This is a genomic window from Mycolicibacterium pulveris (genome assembly GCF_010725725.1).
Lineage (GTDB): Bacteria > Actinomycetota > Actinomycetes > Mycobacteriales > Mycobacteriaceae > Mycobacterium > Mycobacterium pulveris.
In genome coordinates, this window is sequence record NZ_AP022599.1 from 4398871 (window position 1) to 4423858 (window position 24988).

Sequence of the window (24988 nt, forward strand, 5' to 3'; positions counted from 1 at the left end):
AGGCGGCCGGTCATCGCGGCGGCGTCAGAATCCGCAGGGCCCCCGGCACCGCCGATACCTCGACCGGCAGCGGGCAGACGTATTCGCCGTCGGCGTAGGCGTTGATCCCCGGTGACTCCACCGTGATCGTGCGGGCGCGTGCGGTGCTCACCTCGTCCAGGTCGACGTGGGTGCCCTTGAACACGGTGGGAAACAGCCGGATCAGCTTCGTGCGCGACGCGGACGCGACCATGGTGACGTCGAGCAGCCCGTCGCACGGATCGGCATCCGGGCAGATCAGCATGCCGCCGCCGTAGCTTCGGGTGTTGCCGAAGGCCGCCAGTGTCAACTCGGTGTCCACCTCGCGCCCGTCGAGCGTGATCCGAAACGGCAGCAGCCGCAGTTTCGAGAGTTCGGCGACGATCGCGAGGTTGTAGCGCATCCGGCCGTGCGGCCATTTCATCCGGTTGGTTCGGTCGGTGACCAGGGAGTCGAACCCGGCGGCCATCACCGTGCCGAACCACTTGTCGGTGCCGTCGGCGCCCTTGATGCGCCCCAAATCGATCGTCTTGGTGACACCGTCGACGACGACGTCGGCTGCGGCCTCGGGATCCTTTGTGGGGATGCCGAATTCGCGGGCGTGATCGTTGCCGGTGCCTGCGGGGATGATGCCGAGGGGAATGTCGGTTTGGGCCAGGACCTGCAGCGCCAGCGAGATGATGCCGTCGCCGCCGACCACCACGAGCGCGTCCATGCCGCGCTCGAGCGCGCCTTCGACGAGGCGGCGGGCATGCTCGGCGTCGGTGCCGGCGATCGCGACGACGTCCACGCCGCGTCTGTGGAACTGTGCGACCGCGCGTTCAGCGGCATGCGGTGCGCTGCCATGCCCGGACGCCGGGTTGGTCAGCATGGTGACGCGGTTGCCCACCGTCATGGAATCAGCTTGCCCGGGTTGAGGATTCCCGCCGGATCCAGCGTCGCCTTGACCGCCCGCAGTACCGCGACACCGAGGTCGCCGATCTCGTCACGCATCCACGGCCGATGATCCGCGCCGACGGCGTGGTGATGGGTGATCGTGCCGCCGGTGCGCATCATCGCATCCGAGGCGGCGGCTTTGGCCTTGCGCCACTGTTCGATCGGGTTGCCGCGCTGCGCGGCGACGACGGTGAAGTACAGCGATGCGCCGGTGGGGTACACATGCGAAATGTGGCACAACACGAGCGCGGGTGTGCCGGATTCGGCGAGTGAGGCCGTCAACGCGTCGGTGACCGCGGCCTTGAGCGCCAACACATTCGACCAGTTCGTGGCTGTCTCCAGCGTCTCGCACAGCGCACCGGCGGCCAACAGCGAGTCCCGCAGATACGGTGCACCGAACCGGCCGTGTTCCCAGGCCCTGGCCGGCTCCTCGCCCAACGAGGTGCCGCCTGCGGCCTCCAGCACCGCACGGGTTTCGGAATGGCGGCTTTCCACGTGGGCCTCGGTGCCTTCAAACATCGTGATGGCCAGGCATCCGCCGGTGATCTGCTGTTCACCGATCTTCTCCGTGGTGGCGAGGTTGACGCCGGTCTCGGCCTCGTCGGACAACCTGATCACGGTCGGTCCGGTGCCGGTCTGCACGACGGCGCGCAGCGCGTCGGCGCCGGTCGCGAAGTCGGGAAACGACCACGCCTCGTAGCGGGTGGCGGTCGGCACGGGGTGGACCCGCACCCGCACCCGGGTGATGACGCCGAACACGCCCTCCGAACCGATCATCAGTTGGCGCAGGTCGGGGCCGGCCGCCGACTCGGGCGCGCGCCCCAGCTCGAGCGTGTCCGCCGGGGTGACCGCGCGCAGCCCGCGAACCATGTCGTTGAACCGGCCGTAACCCGCTGAACCCTGTCCGGAGGAGCGGGTGGCCGCGAATCCGCCGATGGTGGCGTATTCGAAGCTCTGCGGGAAGTGGCCGAGCGAGAAGCCGCGTTCGCCGAGCAGGCGTTCGGCCTCCGGGCCGGTGGTGCCGGCGCCGAGCTCGGCCTCACCGGAGATCTCGTCGAGGAAGTGCAACTGGTTCAGCCGGCGCAGATCCAGTGAGATCACGGCGGTGAAGTCGCCGCGGATGGGGTCTAGTCCGCCAACGACACTGGTGCCGCCGCCGAACGGCACAATCGCGATGTCGCGCTCGGTGCAGTACCGCAGTATGGAAGCGATCTCGTCTTCGGAGCCAGGGATCAGCACCGCGTCGGGTGCGTCTTGCTCGCCGGAATCCTTGCGCCGCAACAGATCCAACGTGGATTTACCACCAGCGCGCAGGAGACGTCCGCGGTCGTCGACGTTGCAGTACTCGGCGCCGACGATCGACGACAGGCCGTCGCGGTCGGCGTCGGAGAGCGCGGAGGGCCGCAACCGCACCTCGTCGAGCGTCGGTTCGGGCACCGTCGACGCCGTCACCCCGAGGGCCTGCTCGAGCAGCGACCGGATGCCGTCGGACAACGGCTTGGCCATGGCGGGATCGCCCCAGGCGTTCCACTTCATCGGGGGGAGCAGGTCGGCCGGGTGGTCATCACGACGCGTCATGCGTTACAGTATTACACATGATGTCAAGCAGTAACGGTAGTTCGTCGGCGATCGGGGACCGGATCCTCGAAGCGGCGGCGTACTGCGTCACGGCCTACGGGATCGACCGCGTGACCTTGGCCGAGATCGCCAGGCGGGCGCGGGTGAGCAGGCCCACGGTGTACCGACGCTGGCCCGACACCAATTCGGTGCTGGCTGCGTTGTTGACCTCGCGGATCGTCGCCGTTTTGGACGACGTGCCCGCGGCGGGCGTGGGGCGCCGGGCGCTGGTCGACCGCATCGTGGCCGTCGCGCAGCGCCTGCGCCAAGACGACGTGGTGATGTCGGTGCTGCACAGCGCGCCGAAGCTGGCGATGGTCTACATCGCCGAGCGGCTGGGCACCAGCCAGCAGATCCTGCTGGATGCGGTCGCGGGGGAGATCAAGCTGGCTCAAGAGGAGGGCAGCGTCCGCGACGGCGACCCGCGCCAGCTCGCCGCCATGTGCCTGCTGATCACCCAGTCGACGATCCAGTCCGGACAGATCGTCGCACCCATCCTCGACGCCGACGCGTTGGCCGACGAACTGGCCCACTGCCTGAACGGATACCTCAAACCGTGACCGGCCCAACGGCACTCAACGCCACCCGGCGTACCGCCGAACTCAGGGCGCTGGCCGGCGGGCAGGCCCTCGACGTGCTGGTGATCGGCGGCGGCATCACCGGCGCCGGGATCGCGCTGGACGCCGCGACCCGCGGCCTGACCGTCGCGCTGGTCGAAAAGCACGACCTGGCCTTCGGCACCAGCCGGTGGAGTTCGAAGCTCGTGCACGGCGGCCTGCGCTACCTGGCGACCGGAAACGTAGGCATCGCGCGGCGCAGCGCGATCGAACGCGGAATCCTGATGACCCGCAACGCCCCACACCTCGTGCGCGCGATGCCGCAGCTGGTCCCGCTGTTGCCGTCGATGAACGCCGCGTCGCGGACCCTGGTGCGGATCGGCTTTCTCGCCGGGGATGGGTTGCGCAAGCTGGCGGGCACCCCGGGGTCGGTGTTGCCGCGGTCCCGCCGGGTCGATGCGCAGCGTGCCATCGAGCTTTCCCCGACCGTGCGTCGCGACGGCCTCGACGGGGGATTGCTCGCCTACGACGGGCAGCTGATCGACGACGCGCGGCTGGTGACCGCCGTGGTCCGCACGGCCGCACAGCACGGCGCGCGCATCCTGACCCGGGTGGCGGCATCCAATGCCACCGGCACGACGGCGACGCTGACCGACCAGCTGTCCGGCGAGTCGTTCGACGTCACCGCCCGGGCGGTCATCAACGCCACCGGGGTATGGGCCGGCGAGGTGGATCCGTCGATAAAATTGCGGCCCAGCCGCGGAACACATCTGGTATTCGACGCCGAAGCGTTCGGCAATCCGACTGCGGCGCTGACGGTTCCGATTCCCGGCGAGATCAACCGCTTCGTGTTCGCGATGCCCGAGCAGTTGGGCCGCATTTATCTGGGGCTCACCGACGAGGACGCGCCGGGCCCGATTCCCGATGTGCCGGAACCGACTCCGCAGGAAATCGCTTTCCTGCTCGACACGGTGAACACGGCATTGGACGTCTCGGTAGGACCCGCCGATGTGACCGGGGCGTACGCCGGTCTGCGGCCGCTGATCGACACGGGTGCGGGACGCACGGCGGACGTGTCGCGCGAGCACGCGGTGGTCGAGTCGCCGTCGGGTGTCATCAGCATCATCGGCGGCAAACTGACCGAGTACCGTTACATGGCCGAGGATGTCCTCGACCGCGCCATCGTGTCGAAGGGATTGACCGCCTCGGGGTGCCGCACCCGCAATCTGCCGTTGGTCGGCGCACCGTCGAATCCCGTTGCGACGCTACGCACGCCGGTGCAGATCCCGAGTTCGTTGGTTGCGCGTTACGGCGCCGAGGCGCCCAACGTGATCGCGGCGGCCAGCTGCGACCGGCCGACCGAACCCGTGGCCGACGGGATCGACGTGATCCGGGCCGAGTTCGAATACGCGGTGACGCACGAGGGGGCACTGACTGCCGACGACATTCTCGACCGTCGTACCCGCATCGGGCTGGTCACGGCCGACCGCGAACGCGCCGAAGCGGTGGCCGAGGAGTTCGCGATTTCGGCGCGCTGACGCCCCGTCACGGGCCATGAGCGCGCCGAAATCCCAGCTACAGCGGGATGTTCTTGTGGCGGCCGCGGCGGGCGGGCGCTTCGGCCAACGCCTGCGAGAGCTTGCTGCGGGTGTGCGACGGGTCGATCTTCTCGTCGACCACCCCGATCTCGATCGCGGAATCGACGCCGCCGGCGATCCGTTCGTGCTCGGCGGCCAGTTCCTCGTGCAGCGCCTCACGCTCGTGTTCGGGGGCGGCGGCCAGCTTCTTCTTGTGCAGGATGCCGACCGCGGCCTTGGCGCCCATCACCGCGACCTCGGCGTCGGGCCACGCGAACACCTTCGTCGCGCCCAGCGACCGTGAGTTCATCGCGATGTAGGCGCCGCCGTAGATCTTGCGGGTCACCAACGTCACCCGGGGCACCGAGCATTCGCCGAACGCGTGCAGCAGCTTCGCGCCGCGGCGCACCACCCCGCCCCACTCCTGGTCCACCCCGGGCAGGTATCCGGGTACGTCGACGACGTTGATGATCGGAATACCGAACGCGTCGCACAGCCGCACGAAACGGGCGGCCTTCTCGGCGCTCTCGGAGTTCAGGCAGCCACCCAGGCGCAGCGGGTTGTTGGCGATGACGCCGACGGTGCGGCCGGACAGCCGGCCCAGGCCGGTGACGATCGACGGTGCCCATTTGCCCTGGAACTCGTCGAACGGCGCGTCGTCGTCCAGCAACGCCTCGACGATCGGGTGCACGTCGTAGGCGCGGCGCGGGGATTCGGGCAGCAGTGCGTGCAGGTCGATGTCGCCGGCTTCCGCCTTGGCCCGGTCGAAATGGCCTTGCTGGCAGAACAATCCGACGAGCCGGCGACCGCGTTCGTAGGCGTCGAGTTCGTCGTCGGCGACGATGTGGCAGACGCCGGACTTCTTGTGGTGGGTGTCGGGCCCGCCCAGCGACGCCATGTCGACGTCCTCGCCGGTCACGCTGCGGACCACGTCGGGGCCGGTGACGAAGACCCGGCTCTCCGGGGCCATCACGATGACGTCGGTCAGCGCGGGCCCGTACGCCGCGCCGCCCGCCGCGAAGCCGACGACGACCGAGATCTGCGGGATGTACCCCGAGGCCCGGATCATCGCCTCGAAGACCAGCCCGACCGCGTGCAGCGCCTTGACGCCTTCGGCCAGCCGCGCCCCGCCGGAGTGCCAGATACCCACGATCGGGCTCTGCTCCTCGATGGCCTGGTCGTAGGCGTTCACGATGTGGGTGCACCCCTCCATACCCATGGCGCCGCCCATGACGGTGCCGTCGGTGCAGAAGGCGATGGTGCGCACACCGTTGACGGTGCCCGCCGCGGCCAGGACGCCGGAGCGGTCGCGCTCGTGCAGCAACTCGACGCTGCCGTCGTCGAAGAAGGTGCTCAAACGCAGCAGCGGATCGCGGGGATCCAGCGACTCGCCGACCGCCTCAGGCGCCATGATCGTCATCGAAACCTCCTGTAGCGCAGCGGATGTCGGCGTGCGCCCTCGAGCTGTAAGTGCGTCAGTACTTCCCGAAGGCGAGCGCGACGTTGTGCCCACCGAATCCGAACGAGTTGTTGATCGCGTACCGGTAATTTCCAGGCCGAGCTCCACCTGCAACGACATCCAGGTCGATCTCGGGGTCTTGATTCTTCAGGTTCAGCGTCGGCGGGATGATGCCGTCCCGCAACGCCAACACGGTGAGGATGGACTCCACCGCGCCCACCGCGCCGACCGAGTGGCCAAGCGCCGACTTGGGCGCGTAAACCGCCGGCCGGTGCGAGCCCAGCGCATTGTTGATCGCGATGCCCTCGGCGACGTCGCCGACCGAGGTGCCGGTGGCGTGCGCGTTGACGTGGTCGATGTCGGTGGGCGAAAGGCCGGCGAGCTGGATCGCCCGGGTCATCGCGTGTCCGGCCTGCTCACCGTTGGGGTCGGGGGCCACCATGTGGTAGCCGTCCGACGTGATGCTGGCACCCATGAGGCGGGCCAGGATCTTGGCCCCCCGCGCCTTGGCGTGCTCCTCGGTCTCGATGACCAGCAGCGCGCCGCCCTCACCAAACACGAAACCGTTGCGGTCCTTGTCGAACGGACGACACGCACCCGGCGGGTCGTCGTTGGTGTTGGACAGCACGATGCGCATCTGCGCGAATCCGGCGATCGGCACCGCCTCGATCTTGGACTCGACGCCACCGCAGATCGCGATGTCGGCTTCCCCGAGAACGATGTTGCGCCAGGCGTGCGCGATTCCTTCGGACCCCGACGCGCACGCCGAGACCGGAGTGATCACACCGGCTTTGGCGCCACGTTCCAGGCCCACGGCGGCGGCAGGGGAGTTGGGCATGTACTTCTGCACTGCCAGCGGCGACACCGCTTTCATGCCCTTGGCACGCATGTCGTCGTAGGCGAAGACGAGCTCTTCGGCCGAACCCATGCCCGTCCCGATCGACACCATCAGGCGCCTGGTGTCGACCTCGGGGGAGCCGGCGTGCTCCCAGACCCGGCGGCTGAGCACCGTCGACATCTTCTGCAGGTACGACAGCCTGCGGAGCTCCACGCGCGTGAGCTCAGAGTCGAAGTCCTCGAGCAGGTGCCCACCGATACGGACCGGAAGGTCGTACTGCTCGACGAACGGATCCTGGAGCTTACGAATCCCGCTGCGCCCCTCCAGAAGCGCTTTCCAGGTGCCCTCGGCATCGGTCGCCACGGACGTCGTCATCGCGATTCCGGTGACGACAACGTCGGGGAACCCGGCTCCCGTCGAGAGCCGAGCCAACCGTTCTTGCCCTGCCATTACAGCTCCGATGCTTCCTTTCGTCGCTCAGTAACGCCCGAATGCCAGGGCGACATTGTGTCCACCGAACCCGAACGAGTTGTTGATGGCGTACTGGTAGTCGCCATATCGAGGCTCGCCCGCAACGACATCGAGATCGATCTCGGGATCGGGGGTTTCGTAGTTGAGCGTCGGCGGGATGACGCCGTCGCGCAACGTGAGCACGGTCAGCACGGACTCCAACGCACCGACCGCACCGATGGAGTGGCCGAGCGCCGACTTCGGCGCGTACACGGCAGCATGCTCGACGCCGGCCACGCGAATCGCGTTGGCCTCGGCGACGTCACCGATCGACGTGGCCGTGGCGTGGGCGTTGACATGCTGAATGTCCTTGGGCTCCAAGCCCGCGGTCTCCATCGCGCGCTTCATCGCGTGGCCCGCCCGCTGACCGTTGGGGTCCGGCGCGACCATGTGATAGGCGTCCGAGGTGATGCCCGCACCGAGCAGCCGAGCCAGCGGCTTGGCGCCACGGGCCTTCGCATGCTCTTCGGTCTCGATGACCAGCATCGCCCCGGCCTCACCGAACACGAAACCGTCCCGGTTCTTGTCGAACGGTCTGGACGCACCCGCGGGATCGTCGTTGTTGGTCGACATGGCCCGCATCATCGAGAACGCCGCGATCGGCAGCGCCTCGATGCCGCCCTCGACGCCGCCGCACACCGCGATGTCCGCGTCACCCATGACGATCTGACGCCACGCGTGGGCGATGGCCTCCGAGCCCGACGAGCAGGCCGATACCGGGGTGAGCACGCCCGCGCGGGCGCCGAGCTGAAGCCCCACGACCGCGGCCGCACCGTTCGGCATGATCATCTGCACGGCCAGCGGCGACACCTTGCGCGGGCCGCCTTGGTTCATCGCGTCGTAGGTCTCGACGATCTTCTCGCCGCCGCCCAGACCGGTGCCGATGACGACGGCGAAGCGGTCCGGGTCGACCTCGGGGGCGCCCGCCGTCTCCCAGAGCTGGCCGCTGAGCAGCTTGGCCATCCGCTGGACGTAGGACATCCGGCGCATGTCGAGCCGTGTCATGTGGTCGTCCACTGAGTCGACGAGATGCCCGCCGATACGCACTGGCAGATCCCACTTGGTGACGAAATCGTCGGTGAGTTCCCGGATTCCGCTCTCGCCTGCCAGCAGGCCCTTCCAAGTGCTCTCGATGTCCGCCGCGATCGACGTCGTCGCCGTTACGGCGGTCACCACAACACTGGGGAAACCGCCGTTAGCAGTGGAAGGTCTGGTCACTTGTTCTCCGCGATCTGCGCCCGGATGGCAGCGGCGGCCTCGGGGTTCTCTTCCTCGAGCTTCTGGATGTAGGCGACGACGTCACCGACGGTGCGCAGACCGGCGAGGTCCTCGTCGGGGATCTTCACGCCGTACTTGTCCTCGGTCTGAACGGCGATCTCGACCATCGACAGGGAGTCGATGTCCAGGTCGTCGACGAAGCTCTTCTCCGGGGTGACCTCTGAGGGCTCGATACCGGTGACCTCTTCGATGATCTCGGCGAGACCGGCGATGATTTCTTCCTGAGTGGCGGGCACGGTGGCTCCTTCTAGTTGTTGGTACTGCTTCTTCTTATTGGTTGACGTGCGTTATGCGGTTGTACTTCCCGGCACGCCGGGAACGGCTGCCCGTCAGAGCTCTGCAAGCCCGTCCAGGTCGGCGGGGGATTTAACCGGGTAGGCCGGCACTCCCCGAAGTTCGCGTTTGGCGATGCCGGCCAGAGTCCCTGCGGGCGGGAACTCGACGATCGCCGTGACATTGCTTTCCCGCATGCTCGCGGTGCACAGGTCCCACCGCACCGGGCGGGTCATCTGCGCCACCAACTTGGTCATGGCGTCGGCGGCCGAGGCCACCGGCTGACCGTCGGCGTTCGACAATAGCGTCGTATTCGGCTCGGCGGTCGTTACACCTTCGGCGGCGGCGGCGTAGCCGTCGAGGGCCGAGGCCATGTAATGGGTGTGGAACGCGCCCGCGGTGGCCAGCTTGCGCACCCGCGCCTTCTCCGGCGGATCCTCGACAAGCTTGTCCAGCGCGGCGACCGCCCCGGCGGCGACGATCTGTCCCGCGGCGTTGCGGTTGGCGGGCACCAGGTCGAGCGCTTCGAGGCGGGCGAGCACGTCGGTTTCGTCCCCGCCCAGCACGGCGGCCATGCCGGTGGGCTCAAGCGCGCAGGCCTTGGCCATCTCGGCACCGCGGGTGGCGGCCAGCTTGACCGCGTCATCGGCGGAGATGACGCCGGCGATGGCGTATGCGGCGATCTCCCCGACCGAGTGGCCGGCCACCACGGTGGCTTTATCGGCGAGCAGGCCGCGGTTGGTCAGTTCCTCGTGCGCGAGCAGGGTCGCGGCCACGACGAGGGGCTGGGTCACCGCAGTGTCGGTGATCTCCTCAGCCGTCGCGGTGGTGCCCAGCCTGGCCAGGTCGAGCCCGCTGATCTCCGACCACGTCGCGACGCGTTCGGCAGCACCCGCCAGCTCCAGCCACGCGGCGAGCATGCCGGGTGTCTGGGAGCCCTGTCCGGGCGCAAGCAACGCAAGCACGGGTCTTTGAGGCACGAATTAAGAAAACACTGTGAAGACCGTTTTGCACGGTGTAAGAGATTATGAACATGGTCTTAAGTTTTTGTGGAAGGTCCACAAAAACGCATGTGATGCGACTTCATCGAGATCGGTTCGCGACCAACCTCTTCGTTTACTGGCCACCCTCGGCCGTCCTGCGCAGCACCGGACGCACCACGGCAGCGGTATTTAGCGTGCTTGATTGATATGCCGGGCGGCTGAGCCTGCCCACGCTGGCGGCCACCCGAAGCACATAGGCATCACGCGGAACAGTCGGATCCCGTCCCGTGAAGTCGGCGATCCGTTTGAGCCGGTAGCGGACGGTATTTGGATGAACGAACAATTTGCGGGCGCACGCCTCGATGGCGCCGCCGGAGTCCAGATAGGCGTCCAGGGTCTCGGTCAGCGTAGGCCCCGCATCCGCCAGCGGCCGCATCACCTCGGAGTCCAACGCCGCGATCGCCGTCGCGTCGCCGAGCAAGGCGCGCTCGGGCAGCAGTTCGCGCGCGGCGACCGGTCGCGGCGCCCCGGGCCAGCCCGCGACGGCGTTCATCCCGGCGATCGCCTCGGTGGCGCTGCGATGGGCCGCGCTCAGGGTGGGCGCCGTCGGCCCGACCACCACGGGGCCGTCGGCGAAGACCGTCAGCACCTCGGTGAGGAACCGGTCGGTCGGGGACAGCGTGCCCGAGACGATCGCGACGAGCCATGCGCCGTGCACGTCGGACAACGTCGCGCGGCCGTTGCGGGTGCCGACGTCACGGATGTCGTCGCCGGCCAGGTCGAGGCGGTCGGGTTGCGGTAGGCCCACGATGACGGTGGCCGGCGCGGTGGCGTCCCAGTTCAGCGCGGCCGCCTGGGATTGCAGCTCCGCCCCGGTGTTGCCGCGTACGACGGCATCGACGACGTTGGCCTCCATCCGGGTGTCCCACGCGCCGCGGGCCTCGGCCTGGTCGGCATAGGCGGTGGCCGCCGCGAACGCCAGATCGCGGCTGTAGCGCAGGATTCCGGCGGTCAACGCGGTCAGCTGGTCCTCGGAGCGGGCCAGCAGCGGCACTACCTCTTCGAAGAACTCCATGGTGGTGCGCACCATCTCCACCGACTGCCGCAGCGCGATACGCCGGCGCAGATCCTGGGGGACCACCTCGAACGCTTCGGCGGTGTAGCTGACATTGCTCTGCGGATCGCGCATCCACTCGACGAAGTTCACGATCGCGGTCTGCACCACCAGCTGCACGCTCGCCCGCTGCGAGGCGTCGAGCTCGGCGAAGAACGGCAGCCGTTCCTCCAGCGCCCGCACCGCCTGCGTGGACAGCCGGCCCGAGTACTGCTGCAGCCGGCGCAGCACCGAGTCGGGCACCGACTGCAGGACCTCGACGGTGGACTTCGGCGGGACGTACCGATTGTCGGCCACGGATAAAGGCTACGCGAAACCTATGGAGGAATCCTCCAACGCTGTGGCGTCGAGCGGCGCGCCCTCCTTCGCCGAGCAGACGTGAAAACCCCCATTTTGGCGCCCAGGAGGGGGGATTCGCGTCTGCTCGGCGGGAAAAATCAGGCCACCCCGGGGTCCGAGGTCTGGGCAGGCGCGGCCATGACGTCGTCGATCTGGTACCTGTTCGCGGCCTCGACGGCCACCGAGTGGTCGAAGTTTCCGTCCCGGGCCAGGCCTTCGAGCACGGCGACGGCGATCGACTCGGCGTCGGTGTTGAAGAACCGCCGCGCGGCGGGGCGGGTGTCGGAGAACCCGAAGCCGTCGGTGCCCAGCGTGATGAAGGTGCCCGGCACCCAGGGCCGGATCTGCTCGGGCACCGCGCGCATCCAGTCGCTGACCGCGACCACCGGGCCGGCCGCATCGGCCAACACCTTGGTGACGTAGGCCGTTTCGGCCGGCCGGTCGGGATGGCGCAGCCGGTCCTTCTCGATCCGCACCCCGTCGCGGTTGAGCTCGCCCCAGCTGGTCACCGACCACACATCGGCGGCGACGTCCCAGTCGGCGGCCAGCAGCTCGGCCGCTCGCAGGGCCTCGGGCATGGCCACGCCCGAGGCCAGGATCTGCGCGACGTTCGACCGGCTCTCCGGGGCCGGGCGGTACCGGTAGATGCCGCGCAGCAGCCCGTCGACGTCAAGGTTCTCCGGCTCGGCGGGCTGCTTGTAGGGCTCGTTGTACACGGTCATGTAGAAGAAGACGTTCTCCTGGCCCTCGCCGTACATCCGCTCCAGACCGCTTTCGATGATGTAGGCGATCTCGTAGGCGAACGCCGGGTCATAGGAGACGACCGCCGGGTTCGTCGCGGCCAGCAGATGCGAATGCCCGTCGGCGTGCTGCAGGCCCTCACCGACCAGCGTGGTGCGCCCCGCCGTCGCGCCCAGCAGGAACCCGCGCGTCATCTGGTCCCCAGCCGCCCACAGGTTGTCGCCGGTGCGCTGGAAGCCGAACATCGAGTAGAAGATGTAGACCGGGATCATCGGCTCGTTGTGCGTGGAGTACGACGTGCCTACCGCGATGAAGCTGGCCGAGGACCCAGCCTCGTTGATGCCCTCGTGCAGGATGTGCCCGACTTCGCTTTCCTTGTAGGCCAGCATCAACTCGGCGTCCACAGAGGTGTACAGCTGCCCGTTGGGGTTGTAGATCTTGAGGTTCGGGAACCACGAGTCCATCCCGAACGTGCGGGCCTCGTCGGGGATGATCGGCACGATTCGCCAGCCGATCTCCTTGTCGCGCAACAGTTCTTTGAAGGTACGCACGGTCGCCATGGTGGTGGCCACCTCTTGGTTGCCGGACCCCTTCTTCAACGACTTGTAGGTGTCGCGCCCGGGCAGTGTCAGCACCTTGCCCTTGGTGCGTCGTTCCGGGACGAAACCGCCCAGGGCGCGCCGGCGTTCGAGCAGATAGCGGATCTCGGGGGCCTCCGGGCCCGGGTGGTAGTAGGGCGGTAGATAGGGGTCTTCGTCGAGCTGGGCGTCGCTGATCGGGATTCGCATCGCATCGCGGAAGTACTTGAGGTCTTCCAGCGCAAGCTTTTTCATCTGGTGAGTGGCATTTCGGCCCTGGAAGTGGGCGCCCAGCGAGTAGCCCTTGATGGTTTTGGCCAGGATCACCGTCGGCTGGCCCTTGTGCTCCATCGCCGCGCGGTAGGCGGCATACACCTTGCGGTAGTCGTGCCCGCCGCGCTTGAGGTTCCAGATCTCCTGATCGGACAGATGCTGCACCAACTGCTTGGTGCGCGGGTCGCGGTTGAAGAAGTGCTCCCGCACGTAGCCGCCGTCGTTGGCCTTGTAGGTCTGGTAGTCCCCGTCGGGGGTGACGTTCATCAGGTTGACCAGCGCGCCGTCCTTGTCGGCGTGCAGCAGCGCATCCCATTCGCGGCCCCACACCACCTTGATGACGTTCCAGCCCGCGCCGCGGAAGAACGACTCCAGCTCCTGGATGATCTTGCCGTTGCCGCGCACCGGGCCGTCGAGGCGCTGCAGGTTGCAGTTCACGACGAACGTCAGGTTGTCCAGCCCCTCCAGGGCGGCCACGTGGGCCAGCCCGCGGCTTTCCGGCTCGTCCATCTCGCCGTCGCCCAGAAACGCCCACACGTGTTGATCGGAGGTGTCCTTGATGCCGCGGTTGTGCAGGTAGCGGTTGAACCGGGCCTGGTAGATCGCGTTCATCGGGCCCAGGCCCATCGACACGGTGGGAAACTCCCAAAAGTCCGGCATCAGGCGCGGATGCGGATACGACGGCAGTCCGCCCCCGGGATGACTGTGCTCCTGGCGGAAGCCGTCCAGGTCGTCGGCGGTCAGCCGGCCCTCCAAGAACGCCCGGGCATAGATCCCCGGCGAGGCGTGCCCCTGAATGAACACCTGGTCCCCGCCGCCGGGATGGGACTTGCCGCGGAAGAAGTGGTTGAAGCCCACCTCGTAGAGTGCAGCCGAGGACGCATACGTCGAAATATGGCCGCCCACACCGACTCCCGGCCGCTGCGCGCGGTGCACCATGATCGCCGCGTTCCACCGGATCCAGGCTCGGAATCGGCGCTCGACCTCCTCGTCACCGGGGAACCACGGCTCGGACTCGGTGGGGATCGTGTTGACGTAGTCCGTGGAGGTCAGCGCGGGGATGGCGACGCGCTTCTCGCGGGAGCGCTCCAACAGCCGCAGCATCAGGTAGCGGGCCCGCGCCGGCCCGGCCCGTTCCACCATCTGATCGAACGACTCGAGCCATTCGCTGGTCTCTTCGGGATCGATGTCGGGCAGATACGACGCGACCCCCTCGCGGATCACTCGTACCCGGTCGGGTTCTGATGTGGTGCTGGAGTTTTGGGCCAGGTCCTGGCGCACGAACTCGGTGGTCAACTTCCGCTCCTTGTTAGGCGGTATAGGTGTTTACCGATATGCGCAGATGTTTTCTGCGTGCTGTCTATCTTTGTCCCATCCTGCCCCAGGCGCACCGCTGGGGGTGGAGACCGAATGCACCGGCGATCGCAGATCCGAACCGGTAACGTCTGCAGACCGTGCAGATCGGTGGGCTGTCGCAACAGCGGCTACGGATTGCCGCTCTGGTGGTGGGCAGCCTGGCTGCCCTGGCGATGATCATCGTCGGCTGCAGCAGCGTCACCGAGGGCACTGCGAGGGTCGACGCCGGGGAAGCGCCGGTCTATCGGGCGTCGGTGTCGGCCTCCATCGAGGAGTCGGTCTCCAGCTCGCGCGCGCGGGAATCGGAGCGCCAGTCGTCGATCACCAAGCAGGCCATCCACTCCTCGTGCGAGGCGCTGAGCTCGAGCAGCGTCGATGCGATCACCGCGGTGAACGACTACGTCGATGCGTTCAACGAGAACGCCGCCGATGTGGTCGTCAAGACGCAACCGGCGATCGATGCCCTCAACCACAGCGCCGACCTGGTCGCGCGCAGCGTGTCCGACCCGCTGAGTGTGGAGTTGAGGGACGCGCTGCACGCCTGGGTGGACGCGGCCAGGAGCGTGGCGACCGCCATCGCGGGCAATTACGGGCCCGTCGAGTTCAATGCGGCGATCACCCGGCTGAACGACACGAAGACGTCCGCGCTGAACCTCTGCGATGCCGCATACTGACGCGGTTTGATGAACTTGTCGCCAGTCGTCTGCAAATGTGGGCCGTCATGCGACGATAGGTCTCGAATGCGCACGGTGCGCCCGAGCTGGCTGAAGGAGGACCACGGTGGTCGCGGCGGATGACGCCCCGAACTACGCCCGCAGACTGGGCATCCAAAAAGATCAGGTTGTACAGGAGTTGGGCTGGGACGAGGACACCGACGACGACATCCGGGCCGACATCGAGGAAGCGTGCGGAAGTGAGCTGCTCGACGAGGACGCCGACGAGGTCATCGACGTGGTGCTGCTGTGGTGGCGCAATGACGACGGCGATCTCGTCGACCGGTTGATGGACGCCATCACCCCGCTGGCCGACGACGGTGTCATCTGGGTGATCACGCCGAAGACCGGTCAGCCGGGCCACGTGCAGCCTGCCGAGATCGCCGAGTCCGCCCCGACCGCGGGCCTGATGCAGACGTCGTCGGCCAACCTGGGGAACTGGATCGCCACCCGGTTGGTGCAACCGAAGTCGAAAGCGGCCGGGAGGCGGTGACAAGCGTCGTGCGCGAGAACAGGAGACTCCGTTGCTAGAGGTCGGCACCGAGGCGCCGGACTTCACGCTGAAGGACCAGAACGGCCGGCCCGTCACGCTCAGCGGCTATCGGGGAGAGAAGAACGTGCTGCTGGTGTTCTTCCCGCTGGCGTTCACCGGCATCTGCCAGGGCGAGCTCGACGAGATCCGCGACAACCTGCCCGACTACGAGAACGACGACACCGCGACCCTGGCCATCTCGGTCGGCCCGCCGCCCACCCATAAGATCTGGGCGACGCAGAGCGGGTTCCTGTTTCCCGTGCTCTCGGACTTCTGGCCGCACGGCGAGGTGGCCCAGGCCTACGGCGTCTTCAACGACGACGCGGGCTTTCCCAACCGGGGCACCTTCGTCGTGGACCGCTCCGGCATCATCCGGTTCGCCGAGATGAAGGAACCGGGGGAGCCACGCGACCAGTCGGTGTGGACGCAGGCGTTGGCGGCGTTACGGAACGGCTGAATTTCCTGTCGCGCGAGGTCGGCGTGTAGCTTGCCTTCGCAGGGGCGCGTAGCTCAGTGGTAGAGCTCTGGTTTTACACACCAGCGGTCCGCAGTTCGATCCTGCGCGCGCCCACCAGGTATCCGCAGTTCAGCGCGATGACCGCCCACGAGGCGATGACCGAATTACTCTCCGCCGAAACGCGTCATAGGAAGGTACAGGCGAACGGGCTGAAGAGGCTGCAGCCCACCAGATTCCGATAGATATTGGGCAGCACGGCGATCCCCTCCGGGGTGATCGGAACCATCGCCCAGTCGTGAATCAGTCCCTTCCGCAGGACAAAGGTGATCGGGGCATTGGTCTGCTCGGCTTTTTGCTTCAACGCGACGGCATCCGGGGCCAGCACGTCGAGTGATCCGGCGTAGACATACGTCGGTGGCAAGCCGTCCAGTGAGCCGTAGAGAGGGCTCGCCAGCGGATCCTTGGGATCGAGGTCCCCGGCCCCGTACACGCTGACCCCGCCGTTGGGATGGTTGGTGACCTCGTTCGAGATCAACTGAGCGACTTGCGGTACCACTTGGCCGGCGGTGCCGCCCTTGGTGGCCAGCGGGTAGATCGGTACGACGACGGTGGCACCGGTGGCCCACGCCATCAAAGAATAGTTGGCCCAGTGCAGGATGGTCGGCTTGGTGACATACGCGCCGCCGGCGGTTCCTCGTCCGTGCGATCGCCGTCGAGTAACGGCGTTACTCTGGTCTCGCAGAGTAACATCGTTACCGTGTCCGCGGAAGGCGTCGTGCAATCTGACCCCCTCGAGGGCCGGACGGAGCAAGTCGCATCGGACCCGTTGATCGGCATCGTCGTGGAACTGCTCGACACCGAGGGCTATGACGCGGTGCAGCTGCGAGAAGTCGCGCGCCGCGCGCGGATGTCATTGGCGACGATTTACAAGCGCTATCGCACCCGAGACGAACTCATCGTCGCGGCGCTCGAGTGGTGGGTGACCGCCAACCGATATGCGGGCCTCACGCCTGCGGCCGACGACACTCTCTACGGCGGCCTGATGCACATCTTCCGCACAGTGTTCGAGCCGTGGGAATCGCATCCGCAGCTGCTCAAGTCCTACTTCCGCGCGGTGTCCGGCCCCGGCGGAGATCGCCTCACCAGACTCGGACTAAACGCCGTCACCCCAGCGGCGAGGCAGGTGCTGGGCACAGCGGACCCGCGCTTCGCCGAGGACCTAGAGCGCATCCTCACCAGCCTCGTGTACGGCGTGCTCACTCAACTCGCCACCAACGCAATCGATGTCACCGACGTGCTGCCGTCGATGGAACGGGCGGTCTTCTGGCTCGTCAACGGCCACTCATCCAGCTAGGAACGAGAAAGCCATGTCCGACAGCGCGTTTCAGATGTCAGCGATCGGGTTGTACTTCGTCGTGATGCTCGCGATCGGCTTCTACGCCTTCCGCCGGACCAGCGACCTGGACGACTACATGCTCGGCGGCCGCAAGCTCAGCCCGCCTGTCGCCGCGCTGTCCGCGGGGGCTTCAGACATGTCCGGATGGCTGCTCCTCGGGGTCCCCGGCGCGATCTACGCCGCCGGCCTGCTCGAGTCGTGGATCGTGATCGGGCTGGTGATCGGCGCCTGGCTCAACTGGAAGTTCGTCGCACCGCGACTGCGGACCTACACCGAGATCGCCAACAACTCGATCACCGTGCCGAGCTTCTTCGAGAACCGGCTGCGCGACAAATCGCATGTCCTACGGATCTCGGCAGGCACGATCATCCTGGTCTTCTTCACGTTCTACGTGTCGTCGGGCATGGTCGCCGGTGGCGTGTTCTTCGAGACCTCGTTCGGCTCGTCGTATCGAACCGGCATGCTGATGGTTGCCGGAGTCACCTTGTGCTACACGCTGTTCGGCGGCTTCCTGGGCGCGTCGCTCACCGACGTCGCGCAGGGGCTGCTGATGTTGGCGGCGCTCGTCACGATCCCTGTCGCGACGATCATCGCCGCCGGCGGACCGGGCGAGGTGGTCAGCCTGGTCCAGGCCGCCGACGCCGCGCACAACGCCGCCAACCCCGGTGACGAAATCCACCGCACATCACTGTTCTTCGGCGGAAGTTTTCTCGCCATCGTGTCGGCGGCGGCCTGGGGGCTCGGCTATTTCGGCCAGCCGCACATCATCGTCCGCTTCATGGCGATGCGCTCCTCGGCCGACGCGAAGGCGGGTCGTCGTATCGGCATCAGCTGGATGATCCTCACGTCCGCGGGTGCGATCACCACCGGCTTCGCGGGCCTGGCGTACTTCTTCCGTGAGGGCGTGACGCTGGACAACCCCGAGACCGTGTTCCTCCGGCTCGCGCAGGTGATGTTCCATCCCTTCGTCGCCGGGATCGTGCTCGCGGCGGTGCTGGCGGCCATCATGTCGACGATCTCGTCGCAACTCATCGTGTGCTCGTCGGCTCTGGTCGAAGACATCTACCGCGCGTTCGGCAAGGAGGCCAGTCCGACGAGGCTGGTCACCTACGGCCGGCTGGGGGTGCTGACGGTCGCGGTGGTGGCGGTTTTGTTGGCGCTCAACCCCGATGACACGATCCTCGACCTCGTCGGCTTCGCGTGGGCGGGTTTCGGTGCCGCGTTCGGGCCGCTGATCATCCTGTCGCTGTTCTGGCGCAGGGTCACCTCCTCCGGTGCGATCGCGGGGATGATCGCCGGTGCTGTGGTGGTCGGCATCTGGGGTCAGACCGATGCGCTGTCGAGCGCGATGTACGAGATCGTTCCGGGCTTCATCGCGTGCTTCGTCGTCGCGGTCGCCGTTTCGCTCATGACGGCGCGCGAGGACGACGAGATCCAGCGTGAGTTCTCCGAGATGGCCGAGAAGACTCACCAACCCGCGGCCTCGGCGTGACGCGGGCCCGCGGTCGTGGGCCGGCGTCAGGCCGCGACCGCGTTGGCCTCGGAGGGCACCGGGATGTCGACGTCGGTGAAGGCCTGCCTGATCGTCGCCACTTCGTCGTCCTCGAATCCGAAGGCTTCCGCTTCGGCGATCACCGCGGCGGCCGCCTCGGCGAATGTCGCACCGGGGGTGAGCCGGTACAGCGACCCGTAGAAGACCTGCGCCCATTCGTCATCGGTGATCTCCGCGGTGGCGGAAGCGGTCATCATCTTGTAGGCGGCATGGCTGAAGATGGTGCTGTTGCGGTGTTCCTTCGCGCTGGCGTCGAACTGATCATACGAGGAGTAGCCGCCGTACTGCGAGGGTACGGCCATGTTCCGGAGGGCGCACTGGCCCGCACCCTGCCCGCAGCCGCGGTCCTCGCCGAACAGCCACCTGCCCGGGCCGGACTTCCCTTCGATCAGGCCGCCCAGGATGTCGGAATAGGCCTCCTCGAGGGCGCGGGACTGCGCGTCCTGGCCCAGGATCTCCCCGTGCTGACCGCGGACGACCTCGTCGATGACGGCGTGCGTGTACTCGTGACCGACGATGTCGAGCGCCGCCTCGAAGTCGTGACCGAACACGAAAACCTGTTGGCTGCGATACCAGTACGCGTTGTTCAGAATGTCGGAGACGACGATGACGGCGACGGGCGCGCCTGCGCCGTCGTACGACTCGCGCGACAGCGTGGCCACGTAGTAGTCGTAGACCACCGTCATGTTCGCGTGTCCTGACACCCCCGAGGGGTCCCACGAGGTCGGCTGGGTCGCGGTGATGAGCTGGCCCGGCGGGTCGATCGGGTAGTGCAGCGACCCACTCGGATAGGTCGCCGCCGTATAGGTGCGGATCCCTCGCTGCACGTCGATCAGGAAATACTCGTCGAGTTCGGCGCTGTACACCCCGTTGAACTCCCGCGCCGAGGCGAGCAGGTCGAGCGCGGTGTACTCCTCCGGGACGACGAGCGTGGTCACCTGGGTGATCACGGTCGATCTGGCCGGGAAGCCCACGAACTCGAGCGCATCGGCGACCGAGTTCTCGATGCGTCGGTAGATGCCCCAGATCACGTCCAGCACGGGCACCAGTGGGTTCGCTGGGGGAATGGTCGCGTTCGGGTCGAAGCCGAACAGGCCGAGCAGTCCGAGGACCACGGTGCGCACCGGATTGGGCCGGACGTCACGGCCGGTGACGACTTCGATGACGATCTCGATCTCGTCGGGCCCCGCTGCCGGCGTCGACTGTGAAGCGGCCGCGACGGCGTCGACAGCCCCCACCGCTGCGGCGGGTGCCGACTCATCCGGGGCCGACAGCGGCGCGACATCGATGTCCTCGGCCGCGAGCGATTCCGTGGCCGGCGAGGACGAGTCCGTCGCGCTGCGGGACTGCGACGGGTCCGAGCCACCGGCGCCGGTCGGCTCCTCCGCGGCCGGCGACGACTGCTCGCCGGCTTCGGCCGCTTCGGCGACCGCTGCATCGGTCTCGGGCAGGGCGGCGGTCTCGTCTTGGGGCGCAGTGACCTCGGCGTCCTCTTCGGCGTTCTCCTCGAGGTCCTCCGCGAGGTCCTCTTCGACCGCGTCGTCTACCGGGGTGTCCGACGTCGACGTAGTCTGCTGCGCCGAGATCGTGGCCGTAGGCGGAGTCTCCGACACGAGCGTGGCGGTCGGCGCGACCCCGGCGCCGGACGGGTCGAGGCCACCCTCTGCCTCGGTGCCCGAAGAGCCGGATTCGGGGGGTGCCGACGCCTCGGCGCCCGTGGTGGTGCCGGTCCCGCCGCTGGTGTCCGAGGCGTCGCCCGGCGCGGCGAGCGCGACACCGGTGCCAAAGGTCAGCGCCACCCCGAGCCCGACAGTCGCCGCGCCCATCCGGAACCACCGTCCCGACGTGGGGTGTGTCGACGGCGGGCAGGGGTGCACAGTGCAGCGCCGCGGGATGCCCGATTCCTCGGCTTCTGCAAGGGCCATCGCGATCTCCTGCCGGTTCCTTCTCGGTGTGGCCGCCGACGGGCGCGCTAGGCGCCTAACTCATCCGCCAGCGAAGACGATAACACCTGATCGGGGCGGATCCGCAAGATTACATTGACGCGCCGTAAAATTTGCCGGATTCCCGCCAACGGTCTGAAGCAACCGTTGTTACGGTTGTGAAAAATTAGCTAACACTTGCTGACAAGCCGTGGTCGGCGGAGCACAGCGGGTGGCGTCCGCTAAATCGTTCCCCGGTCATCCACCGGGGGTCAGGAGGCGCCGTGCGTGAGGGTGTTGCGCGACCACGCGGCGATGACGATCAACGTCTTGGTGTAGACGACCCCGGCGCCTTTACGACGCAACCGGTTCACCACACGCTGAAGGTCGTCGACGCTGTCGACGGACAGTCGCACCAGGGCGTCGACGTCGCCTGTCAACGTCAACACCTCGTCCACTTCGGGCAGCGTCGACGCGAACTCGACGATCTGCTGAATGTCGGTGTCCCCGGTGAACCGCATTTCGGTGACGGCTTGCAAGCCGGTGCCGACCTTGGAGCGGTCGGTGGTGATCGTGTACCCGGTAATCACGCCGGCGTCCTCGAGGCGCTTGATCCGGCGCCGCACGGGGGCCGGTGAGAGTTTCACCTGGCGAGCGATGTCCGATATGCCGCGGCGCGCGTCGGCCTGGAGTGCTTCGAGGATCTCCATATCGGTGGAATCGAGATGTACAGCCGACATAGTTAGAGCGTGACGGTGCCGCCGTACAGCCTCCGCGCTCGTTGACACCGACGACACTCGGCGCAGCGGCGCGCGCCACGCTGGACCTCAACGTCGTCGCGACCCCTGAGGTCGTGCTGCGAGTTGCCTCGATCCTGGCGCGGCGCCACTGCGAGGTCGTGACGATGCGCGTGGACAAACAACGTCGAGGTGGCATGCGCGGGTTCGGTCGGGCCGCAGTCACTGGCCCGATTCCTCGCGCAGTCCGCGGACGTCCTCGACGTCGAACTGTCCGTCGAAAGCGATCCGACATGACAACGCTCGCCAGCCGCGCGGCAGCCCAATCCGATGACACGACAGCCGATCTCGTCCGCGGCCTGTACCGCGATATGGCGCTGGGCCGCCGGTTCGATCAGGAGGCGTACGCATTGCAGCGCCAGGGCGAACTGGGACTGTGGCTGATGTCGCTGGGCCAGGAAGCCGCGCAGGCGGGCTCGATTCGCGCGATGCGCCCCGCCGACCATGTCTTCCCGAGCTACCGAGAGCACGTCTCCGCCCTGTGCCGCGGAATCACACCCGCAGAACTGCTTTCGCAGTGGCGAGGGGTGACGCACGGATCGTGGGATCCGGACCGATACCGCTTCCACATCTACAGCCTGGTGCTCGCGACGCAGACCCTGCACGCCGTCGGATATGCGATGGGTGTGCGCTATGACGGCGCCGACGAGGTGGTGCTGGCGTACCTCGGTGACGGCGCATCGAGTCAGGGCGACGCCAACGAGGCGCTCAACTGGGCAGCGGTCAACCGTGCGCCCATTGTCTTCTTCTGCCAGAACAACCAGTGGGCGATCTCGACACCCAACCGCAAGCAGTTCGCCAACGCACTACATCTGCGTGCCGCTGGGTTCGGCCTCGACGCGGTCGCCGTCGATGGCAACGACGTACTCGCCGTGTACCAGGCGACCCGGGACATGGTGGAACGGGTAAGGGCAGGCGGCAGACCGGGTTTCATCGAGGCATACACCTATCGGATGTCGGGCCACAGCACCTCAGACGATCCGAAACGTTACCGCGACGACCAAGAACTCACGACTTGGCAGGCCAGCGATCCACTCGAGCGGGCACGCACGCTGTTGGTGGAGCGAGGCTGGGCGGACACCGAGTTCTTTCACGGTGTGGACGACGACGCCGAGCAACTCGCCGCCGACGCGCGGCGGGCATGCCTGACGCTGCCGGAGCCGTCGTTGAGCGACACCTTCACGTCGACGCTGTGCGCGGAAACGGCCCATCTTCGCGACCAGCGCCGGTCCTTCGAGTCCTTCAAGGAGTCGTTCGCGTGAGCGCGGGGGTGAAGGTTTCGCTCAGCCGGGCGCTCAACGAGGCGATCCGCGAGCAGATGCGCTGTGACTACAGGGTCATTCTGCTCGGTGAGGACGTCGGCGTCCTCGGTGGTGTGTTCCGCGTGACCGACGGTCTGGCAGCCGAGTTCGGTGACCGCGTGCTCGACACCCCGCTCGCCGAATCAGCGATCGTGGGCACGGCGATCGGACTGGCGCTGCGCGGATATCGCCCCGTCTGCGAAATCCAGTTCGACGGGTTCGTCTACCCGGCCTTCGACCAGATCGTCAGCCAGCTGGCCAAACTGCGGGCCCGTGCGCGTGGGCTGGTGAAATGCCTGTCACGATCAGGATCCCGGCAGGCGGCGGGATCGGGGCCGTCGAGCACCACAGCGAGTCCAACGAGGCCTACTTCTGTCACACCGCCGGATTGCGTGTCGTCGCGTGCGCCGACCCGGCCGGCGCCTACGAGTTGCTCCGCGCGGCCATCGCGTGTGACGACCCGGTGATCTTCTACGAGCCCAAGCGGCGGTACTGGGACTCCGGAGAATCGGTCGTGCAGACGTCGGTGTCCCCGGCCGTGTTGGACAGCGCACGCGTGTTGCGGGAGGGCGCCGACGCCACCGTGTTCTGCTACGGCGGCACCGTGGCGCTTGCCCTCGGTGCGGCCGATGTGATGGCTGGCGAGGGCAAATCGCTGGAAGTCGTTGATTTGCAGTCCCTGTCACCGTTGGACACCGACGCGCTGACCCGGTCGGCGGCCAAGACGGGCCGCGTTGTCGTCGTCCATGAGGCGCCGCTCAGTTTCGGTGTCGGCGCCATGGACCTCGCCGACGGAGAGATCGGCTCCCAGGTGACGGCAGTATGCGGACTGCACGCGAACCTGTCCGTCGTCGCCGCGGTATACGACGACGCGGCCGTCGAGGAATTCACACCCGATGAGCTGGCCCTTGCTGACTTCACTGCTCAGCGCGACGGGATACCAGCACTGGGAGAACCCGCCTTCACCTTCCTTCGGCATGGTCTTGGGCCGACGTTCGGCCTCGGTGCTACGTGCAGACATCACTGGCTCCCGTCCTAAGAAATTGTAGGACAGATTCTCGCCACATCTTGTAGTCGAAGTCAAGAACGAGCTGTTAGCCTGCAGGTATGCCACGTGACAAGGTCGCTCCACCCAAGGCTGCATCCGCTCGCGCCAGCGTCGTCGAGCACGTCGTCCAGCATGTGCGCAACGGCGTGCGGCTCGGGCGGTACGCGCCGGGGCAGCGACTTCCCGAAGTCGACATGACCCGCGAGCTGGGTATCAGTCGCGGGCCGCTGCGAGAGGCGATGGCCCGGCTGGCCGCCGAGGGCGTCGTGGAGATGGAGCCGCACCGCGGGGCCATGATCAAGCGGCTGACCGAGGCTGACCTGCGTGAGCTCTACGACGTGCGCGAAGCGCTCGAAGGGCAGGCGGCCGCACTGGCCGCCAAGCAGGTCGCCGCCGGGATGGACGCGAAGGCGCTCAGCGACGAACTGCGCCGGCTCGAAGTGGCGAAGCAGGTCGACGACATCGCCACGTACATGTCGGAGAACATCGCCTTCCACGACCTCGTGGTCAATCTCAGCGGCAACCGGCTGCTCACCTCCCTTGTCGAGCAGCTGCACACGAACACGTTTCGGGTCCAGCTGTTGAACCTGATTCCGCCCGATGGTCGTGACACATCGATTCGCCAACACACCGAGATCACCAAGGCGATCCTCGCCGGGCAGCACGAAGAGGCCGAGGCCGCGATGCGGCATCACGTCCGCGAGTCCTATCAGATGCTGGCCCGCTCGTTCAGCACCATCTTCAGCTGAGCCGTCGGAATCGAATTCCGTTGGTGCGCAGTGGCATCAATGTTCTACATTGCTCTTGACATGCTGCAGAGAAA

General features: G+C 67.2%; 21 protein-coding genes, 1 tRNA gene and 2 pseudogenes. 11 read left to right on the plus strand and 13 right to left on the minus strand.

Going from position 1 to position 24988, the window contains the following annotated elements; translation table 11 throughout:
* Positions 1–10 precede the first annotated feature (10 nt).
* Both G6N28_RS21295 and G6N28_RS21300 read right to left on the minus strand, forming a co-directional pair.
* Positions 11–913: a diacylglycerol kinase gene (locus G6N28_RS21295; protein WP_163903739.1), complete on the minus strand. Its 903-nt coding sequence runs from the start codon at positions 911–913 to the stop codon at positions 11–13.
* Positions 910–2490: an FAD-binding oxidoreductase gene (locus tag G6N28_RS21300; protein WP_179962225.1), complete on the minus strand. Its 1581-nt coding sequence runs from the start codon at positions 2488–2490 to the stop codon at positions 910–912. The genes G6N28_RS21295 and G6N28_RS21300 overlap by 4 nt, the downstream gene beginning before the upstream one ends.
* Before the next feature lie 59 nt (positions 2491–2549).
* On the opposite strand from G6N28_RS21300, the gene G6N28_RS21305 reads away from it, so the two are divergent.
* Together G6N28_RS21305 and G6N28_RS21310 are read left to right on the plus strand one after the other, a co-directional pair.
* Positions 2550–3131, plus strand: a complete 582-nt coding sequence (locus G6N28_RS21305; RefSeq protein WP_163903744.1) for a TetR/AcrR family transcriptional regulator — start codon at positions 2550–2552, stop codon at positions 3129–3131.
* On the plus strand, positions 3128–4666 hold the full coding sequence (locus G6N28_RS21310) for a glycerol-3-phosphate dehydrogenase/oxidase (RefSeq protein WP_163903746.1): 1539 nt from the start codon (positions 3128–3130) through the stop codon (positions 4664–4666). Before G6N28_RS21305 ends, G6N28_RS21310 begins: the two co-directional genes overlap by 4 nt.
* A gap of 37 nt (positions 4667–4703) precedes the next feature.
* On the opposite strand, the gene G6N28_RS21315 is transcribed toward G6N28_RS21310, so the two are convergent.
* The 7 genes from G6N28_RS21315 to aceE all read right to left on the minus strand — a co-directional run bounded on the left by G6N28_RS21315 (position 4704) and on the right by aceE (position 14387).
* Positions 4704–6125 (minus strand): acyl-CoA carboxylase subunit beta, encoded by a 1422-nt coding sequence (locus tag G6N28_RS21315; protein ID WP_163903748.1) that lies wholly within the window; start codon positions 6123–6125, stop codon positions 4704–4706.
* A 55-nt stretch (positions 6126–6180) separates the two neighbouring features.
* On the minus strand, positions 6181–7452 hold the full coding sequence (gene kasB, locus G6N28_RS21320) for a 3-oxoacyl-ACP synthase KasB (protein WP_163903750.1): 1272 nt from the start codon (positions 7450–7452) through the stop codon (positions 6181–6183).
* Between the two features lie 27 nt (positions 7453–7479).
* Positions 7480–8730, minus strand: coding sequence for a 3-oxoacyl-ACP synthase KasA (kasA, locus tag G6N28_RS21325; RefSeq protein ID WP_163903752.1), 1251 nt, complete (start codon positions 8728–8730; stop codon positions 7480–7482).
* On the minus strand, positions 8727–9026 hold the full coding sequence (gene acpM, locus G6N28_RS21330; RefSeq protein ID WP_046754639.1) for a meromycolate extension acyl carrier protein AcpM: 300 nt from the start codon (positions 9024–9026) through the stop codon (positions 8727–8729). The genes kasA and acpM overlap by 4 nt, the downstream gene beginning before the upstream one ends.
* Positions 9027–9119: 93 nt before the next feature.
* Positions 9120–10028 (minus strand): ACP S-malonyltransferase, encoded by a 909-nt coding sequence (locus G6N28_RS21335; RefSeq protein ID WP_163906506.1) that lies wholly within the window; start codon positions 10026–10028, stop codon positions 9120–9122.
* A gap of 151 nt (positions 10029–10179) precedes the next feature.
* The gene (locus G6N28_RS21340; protein ID WP_163903754.1) at positions 10180–11457 is read right to left on the minus strand and encodes a PucR family transcriptional regulator; all 1278 of its coding nucleotides are present in this window, start codon (positions 11455–11457) and stop codon (positions 10180–10182) included.
* Between the two features lie 140 nt (positions 11458–11597).
* The gene (gene aceE / locus G6N28_RS21345) at positions 11598–14387 is read right to left on the minus strand and encodes a pyruvate dehydrogenase (acetyl-transferring), homodimeric type (RefSeq protein WP_163903756.1); all 2790 of its coding nucleotides are present in this window, start codon (positions 14385–14387) and stop codon (positions 11598–11600) included.
* A 233-nt stretch (positions 14388–14620) separates the two neighbouring features.
* On the opposite strand from aceE, the gene G6N28_RS21350 reads away from it, so the two are divergent.
* The 4 genes from G6N28_RS21350 to G6N28_RS21365 all read left to right on the plus strand — a co-directional run bounded on the left by G6N28_RS21350 (position 14621) and on the right by G6N28_RS21365 (position 16266).
* Positions 14621–15121, plus strand: coding sequence for an Rv2240c family protein (locus G6N28_RS21350; protein WP_163906508.1), 501 nt, complete (start codon positions 14621–14623; stop codon positions 15119–15121).
* A gap of 106 nt (positions 15122–15227) precedes the next feature.
* Positions 15228–15653, plus strand: a complete 426-nt coding sequence (locus G6N28_RS21355) for a DUF3052 domain-containing protein (protein ID WP_163903758.1) — start codon at positions 15228–15230, stop codon at positions 15651–15653.
* A 31-nt stretch (positions 15654–15684) separates the two neighbouring features.
* Positions 15685–16149, plus strand: a complete 465-nt coding sequence (locus G6N28_RS21360) for a peroxiredoxin (RefSeq protein WP_163903760.1) — start codon at positions 15685–15687, stop codon at positions 16147–16149.
* A gap of 42 nt (positions 16150–16191) precedes the next feature.
* Positions 16192–16266, plus strand: a tRNA-Val gene (locus tag G6N28_RS21365).
* Between the two features lie 67 nt (positions 16267–16333).
* On the opposite strand, the gene G6N28_RS21370 is transcribed toward G6N28_RS21365, so the two are convergent.
* On the minus strand, positions 16334–16780 hold the full coding sequence (locus G6N28_RS21370) for an alpha/beta hydrolase (RefSeq protein WP_235674651.1): 447 nt from the start codon (positions 16778–16780) through the stop codon (positions 16334–16336).
* Between the two features lie 144 nt (positions 16781–16924).
* Between G6N28_RS21370 and G6N28_RS21375 the strand changes: the two genes are divergently transcribed.
* Positions 16925–17503 carry a TetR/AcrR family transcriptional regulator gene (locus G6N28_RS21375; RefSeq protein ID WP_235674790.1) on the plus strand — a complete coding sequence of 193 codons (579 nt, stop codon included), beginning with the start codon at positions 16925–16927 and terminating at the stop codon, positions 17501–17503.
* A gap of 13 nt (positions 17504–17516) precedes the next feature.
* A complete protein-coding gene (putP, locus tag G6N28_RS21380) occupies positions 17517–19037 on the plus strand; it encodes a sodium/proline symporter PutP (protein WP_163903767.1) in 1521 nt (506 codons plus the stop codon).
* Between the two features lie 26 nt (positions 19038–19063).
* On the opposite strand, the gene G6N28_RS21385 is transcribed toward putP, so the two are convergent.
* Complete coding sequence (locus G6N28_RS21385; RefSeq protein ID WP_163903769.1) at positions 19064–21022, minus strand: M4 family metallopeptidase; 1959 nt, start codon at positions 21020–21022, stop codon at positions 19064–19066.
* 269 nt (positions 21023–21291) lie between these two features.
* Entirely contained in the window at positions 21292–21759 is a 468-nt protein-coding gene (locus G6N28_RS21390; protein WP_163903772.1) for an Lrp/AsnC family transcriptional regulator, read from the minus strand.
* A 290-nt stretch (positions 21760–22049) separates the two neighbouring features.
* Between G6N28_RS21390 and G6N28_RS21395 the strand changes: the two genes are divergently transcribed.
* Both G6N28_RS21395 and G6N28_RS27200 read left to right on the plus strand, forming a co-directional pair.
* Positions 22050–23078: a thiamine pyrophosphate-dependent enzyme gene (locus tag G6N28_RS21395; protein WP_163903774.1), complete on the plus strand. Its 1029-nt coding sequence runs from the start codon at positions 22050–22052 to the stop codon at positions 23076–23078.
* A 56-nt stretch (positions 23079–23134) separates the two neighbouring features.
* A pseudogene (locus G6N28_RS27200) lies at positions 23135–23970 on the plus strand (alpha-ketoacid dehydrogenase subunit beta); the annotation flags it as partial.
* On the opposite strand, the pseudogene G6N28_RS27385 reads toward G6N28_RS27200, so the two are convergent.
* Positions 23956–24261: pseudogene (locus tag G6N28_RS27385) on the minus strand (hypothetical protein); the annotation flags it as partial. The pseudogenes G6N28_RS27200 and G6N28_RS27385 overlap by 15 nt on opposite strands.
* Between G6N28_RS27385 and G6N28_RS21405 the strand changes: the two are divergent.
* Positions 24225–24914 carry a GntR family transcriptional regulator gene (locus G6N28_RS21405; protein WP_163903776.1) on the plus strand — a complete coding sequence of 230 codons (690 nt, stop codon included), beginning with the start codon at positions 24225–24227 and terminating at the stop codon, positions 24912–24914. The pseudogene G6N28_RS27385 and the gene G6N28_RS21405 sit on opposite strands and share 37 nt — an antisense overlap.
* The last annotated feature ends 74 nt before the right edge of the window (positions 24915–24988 follow it).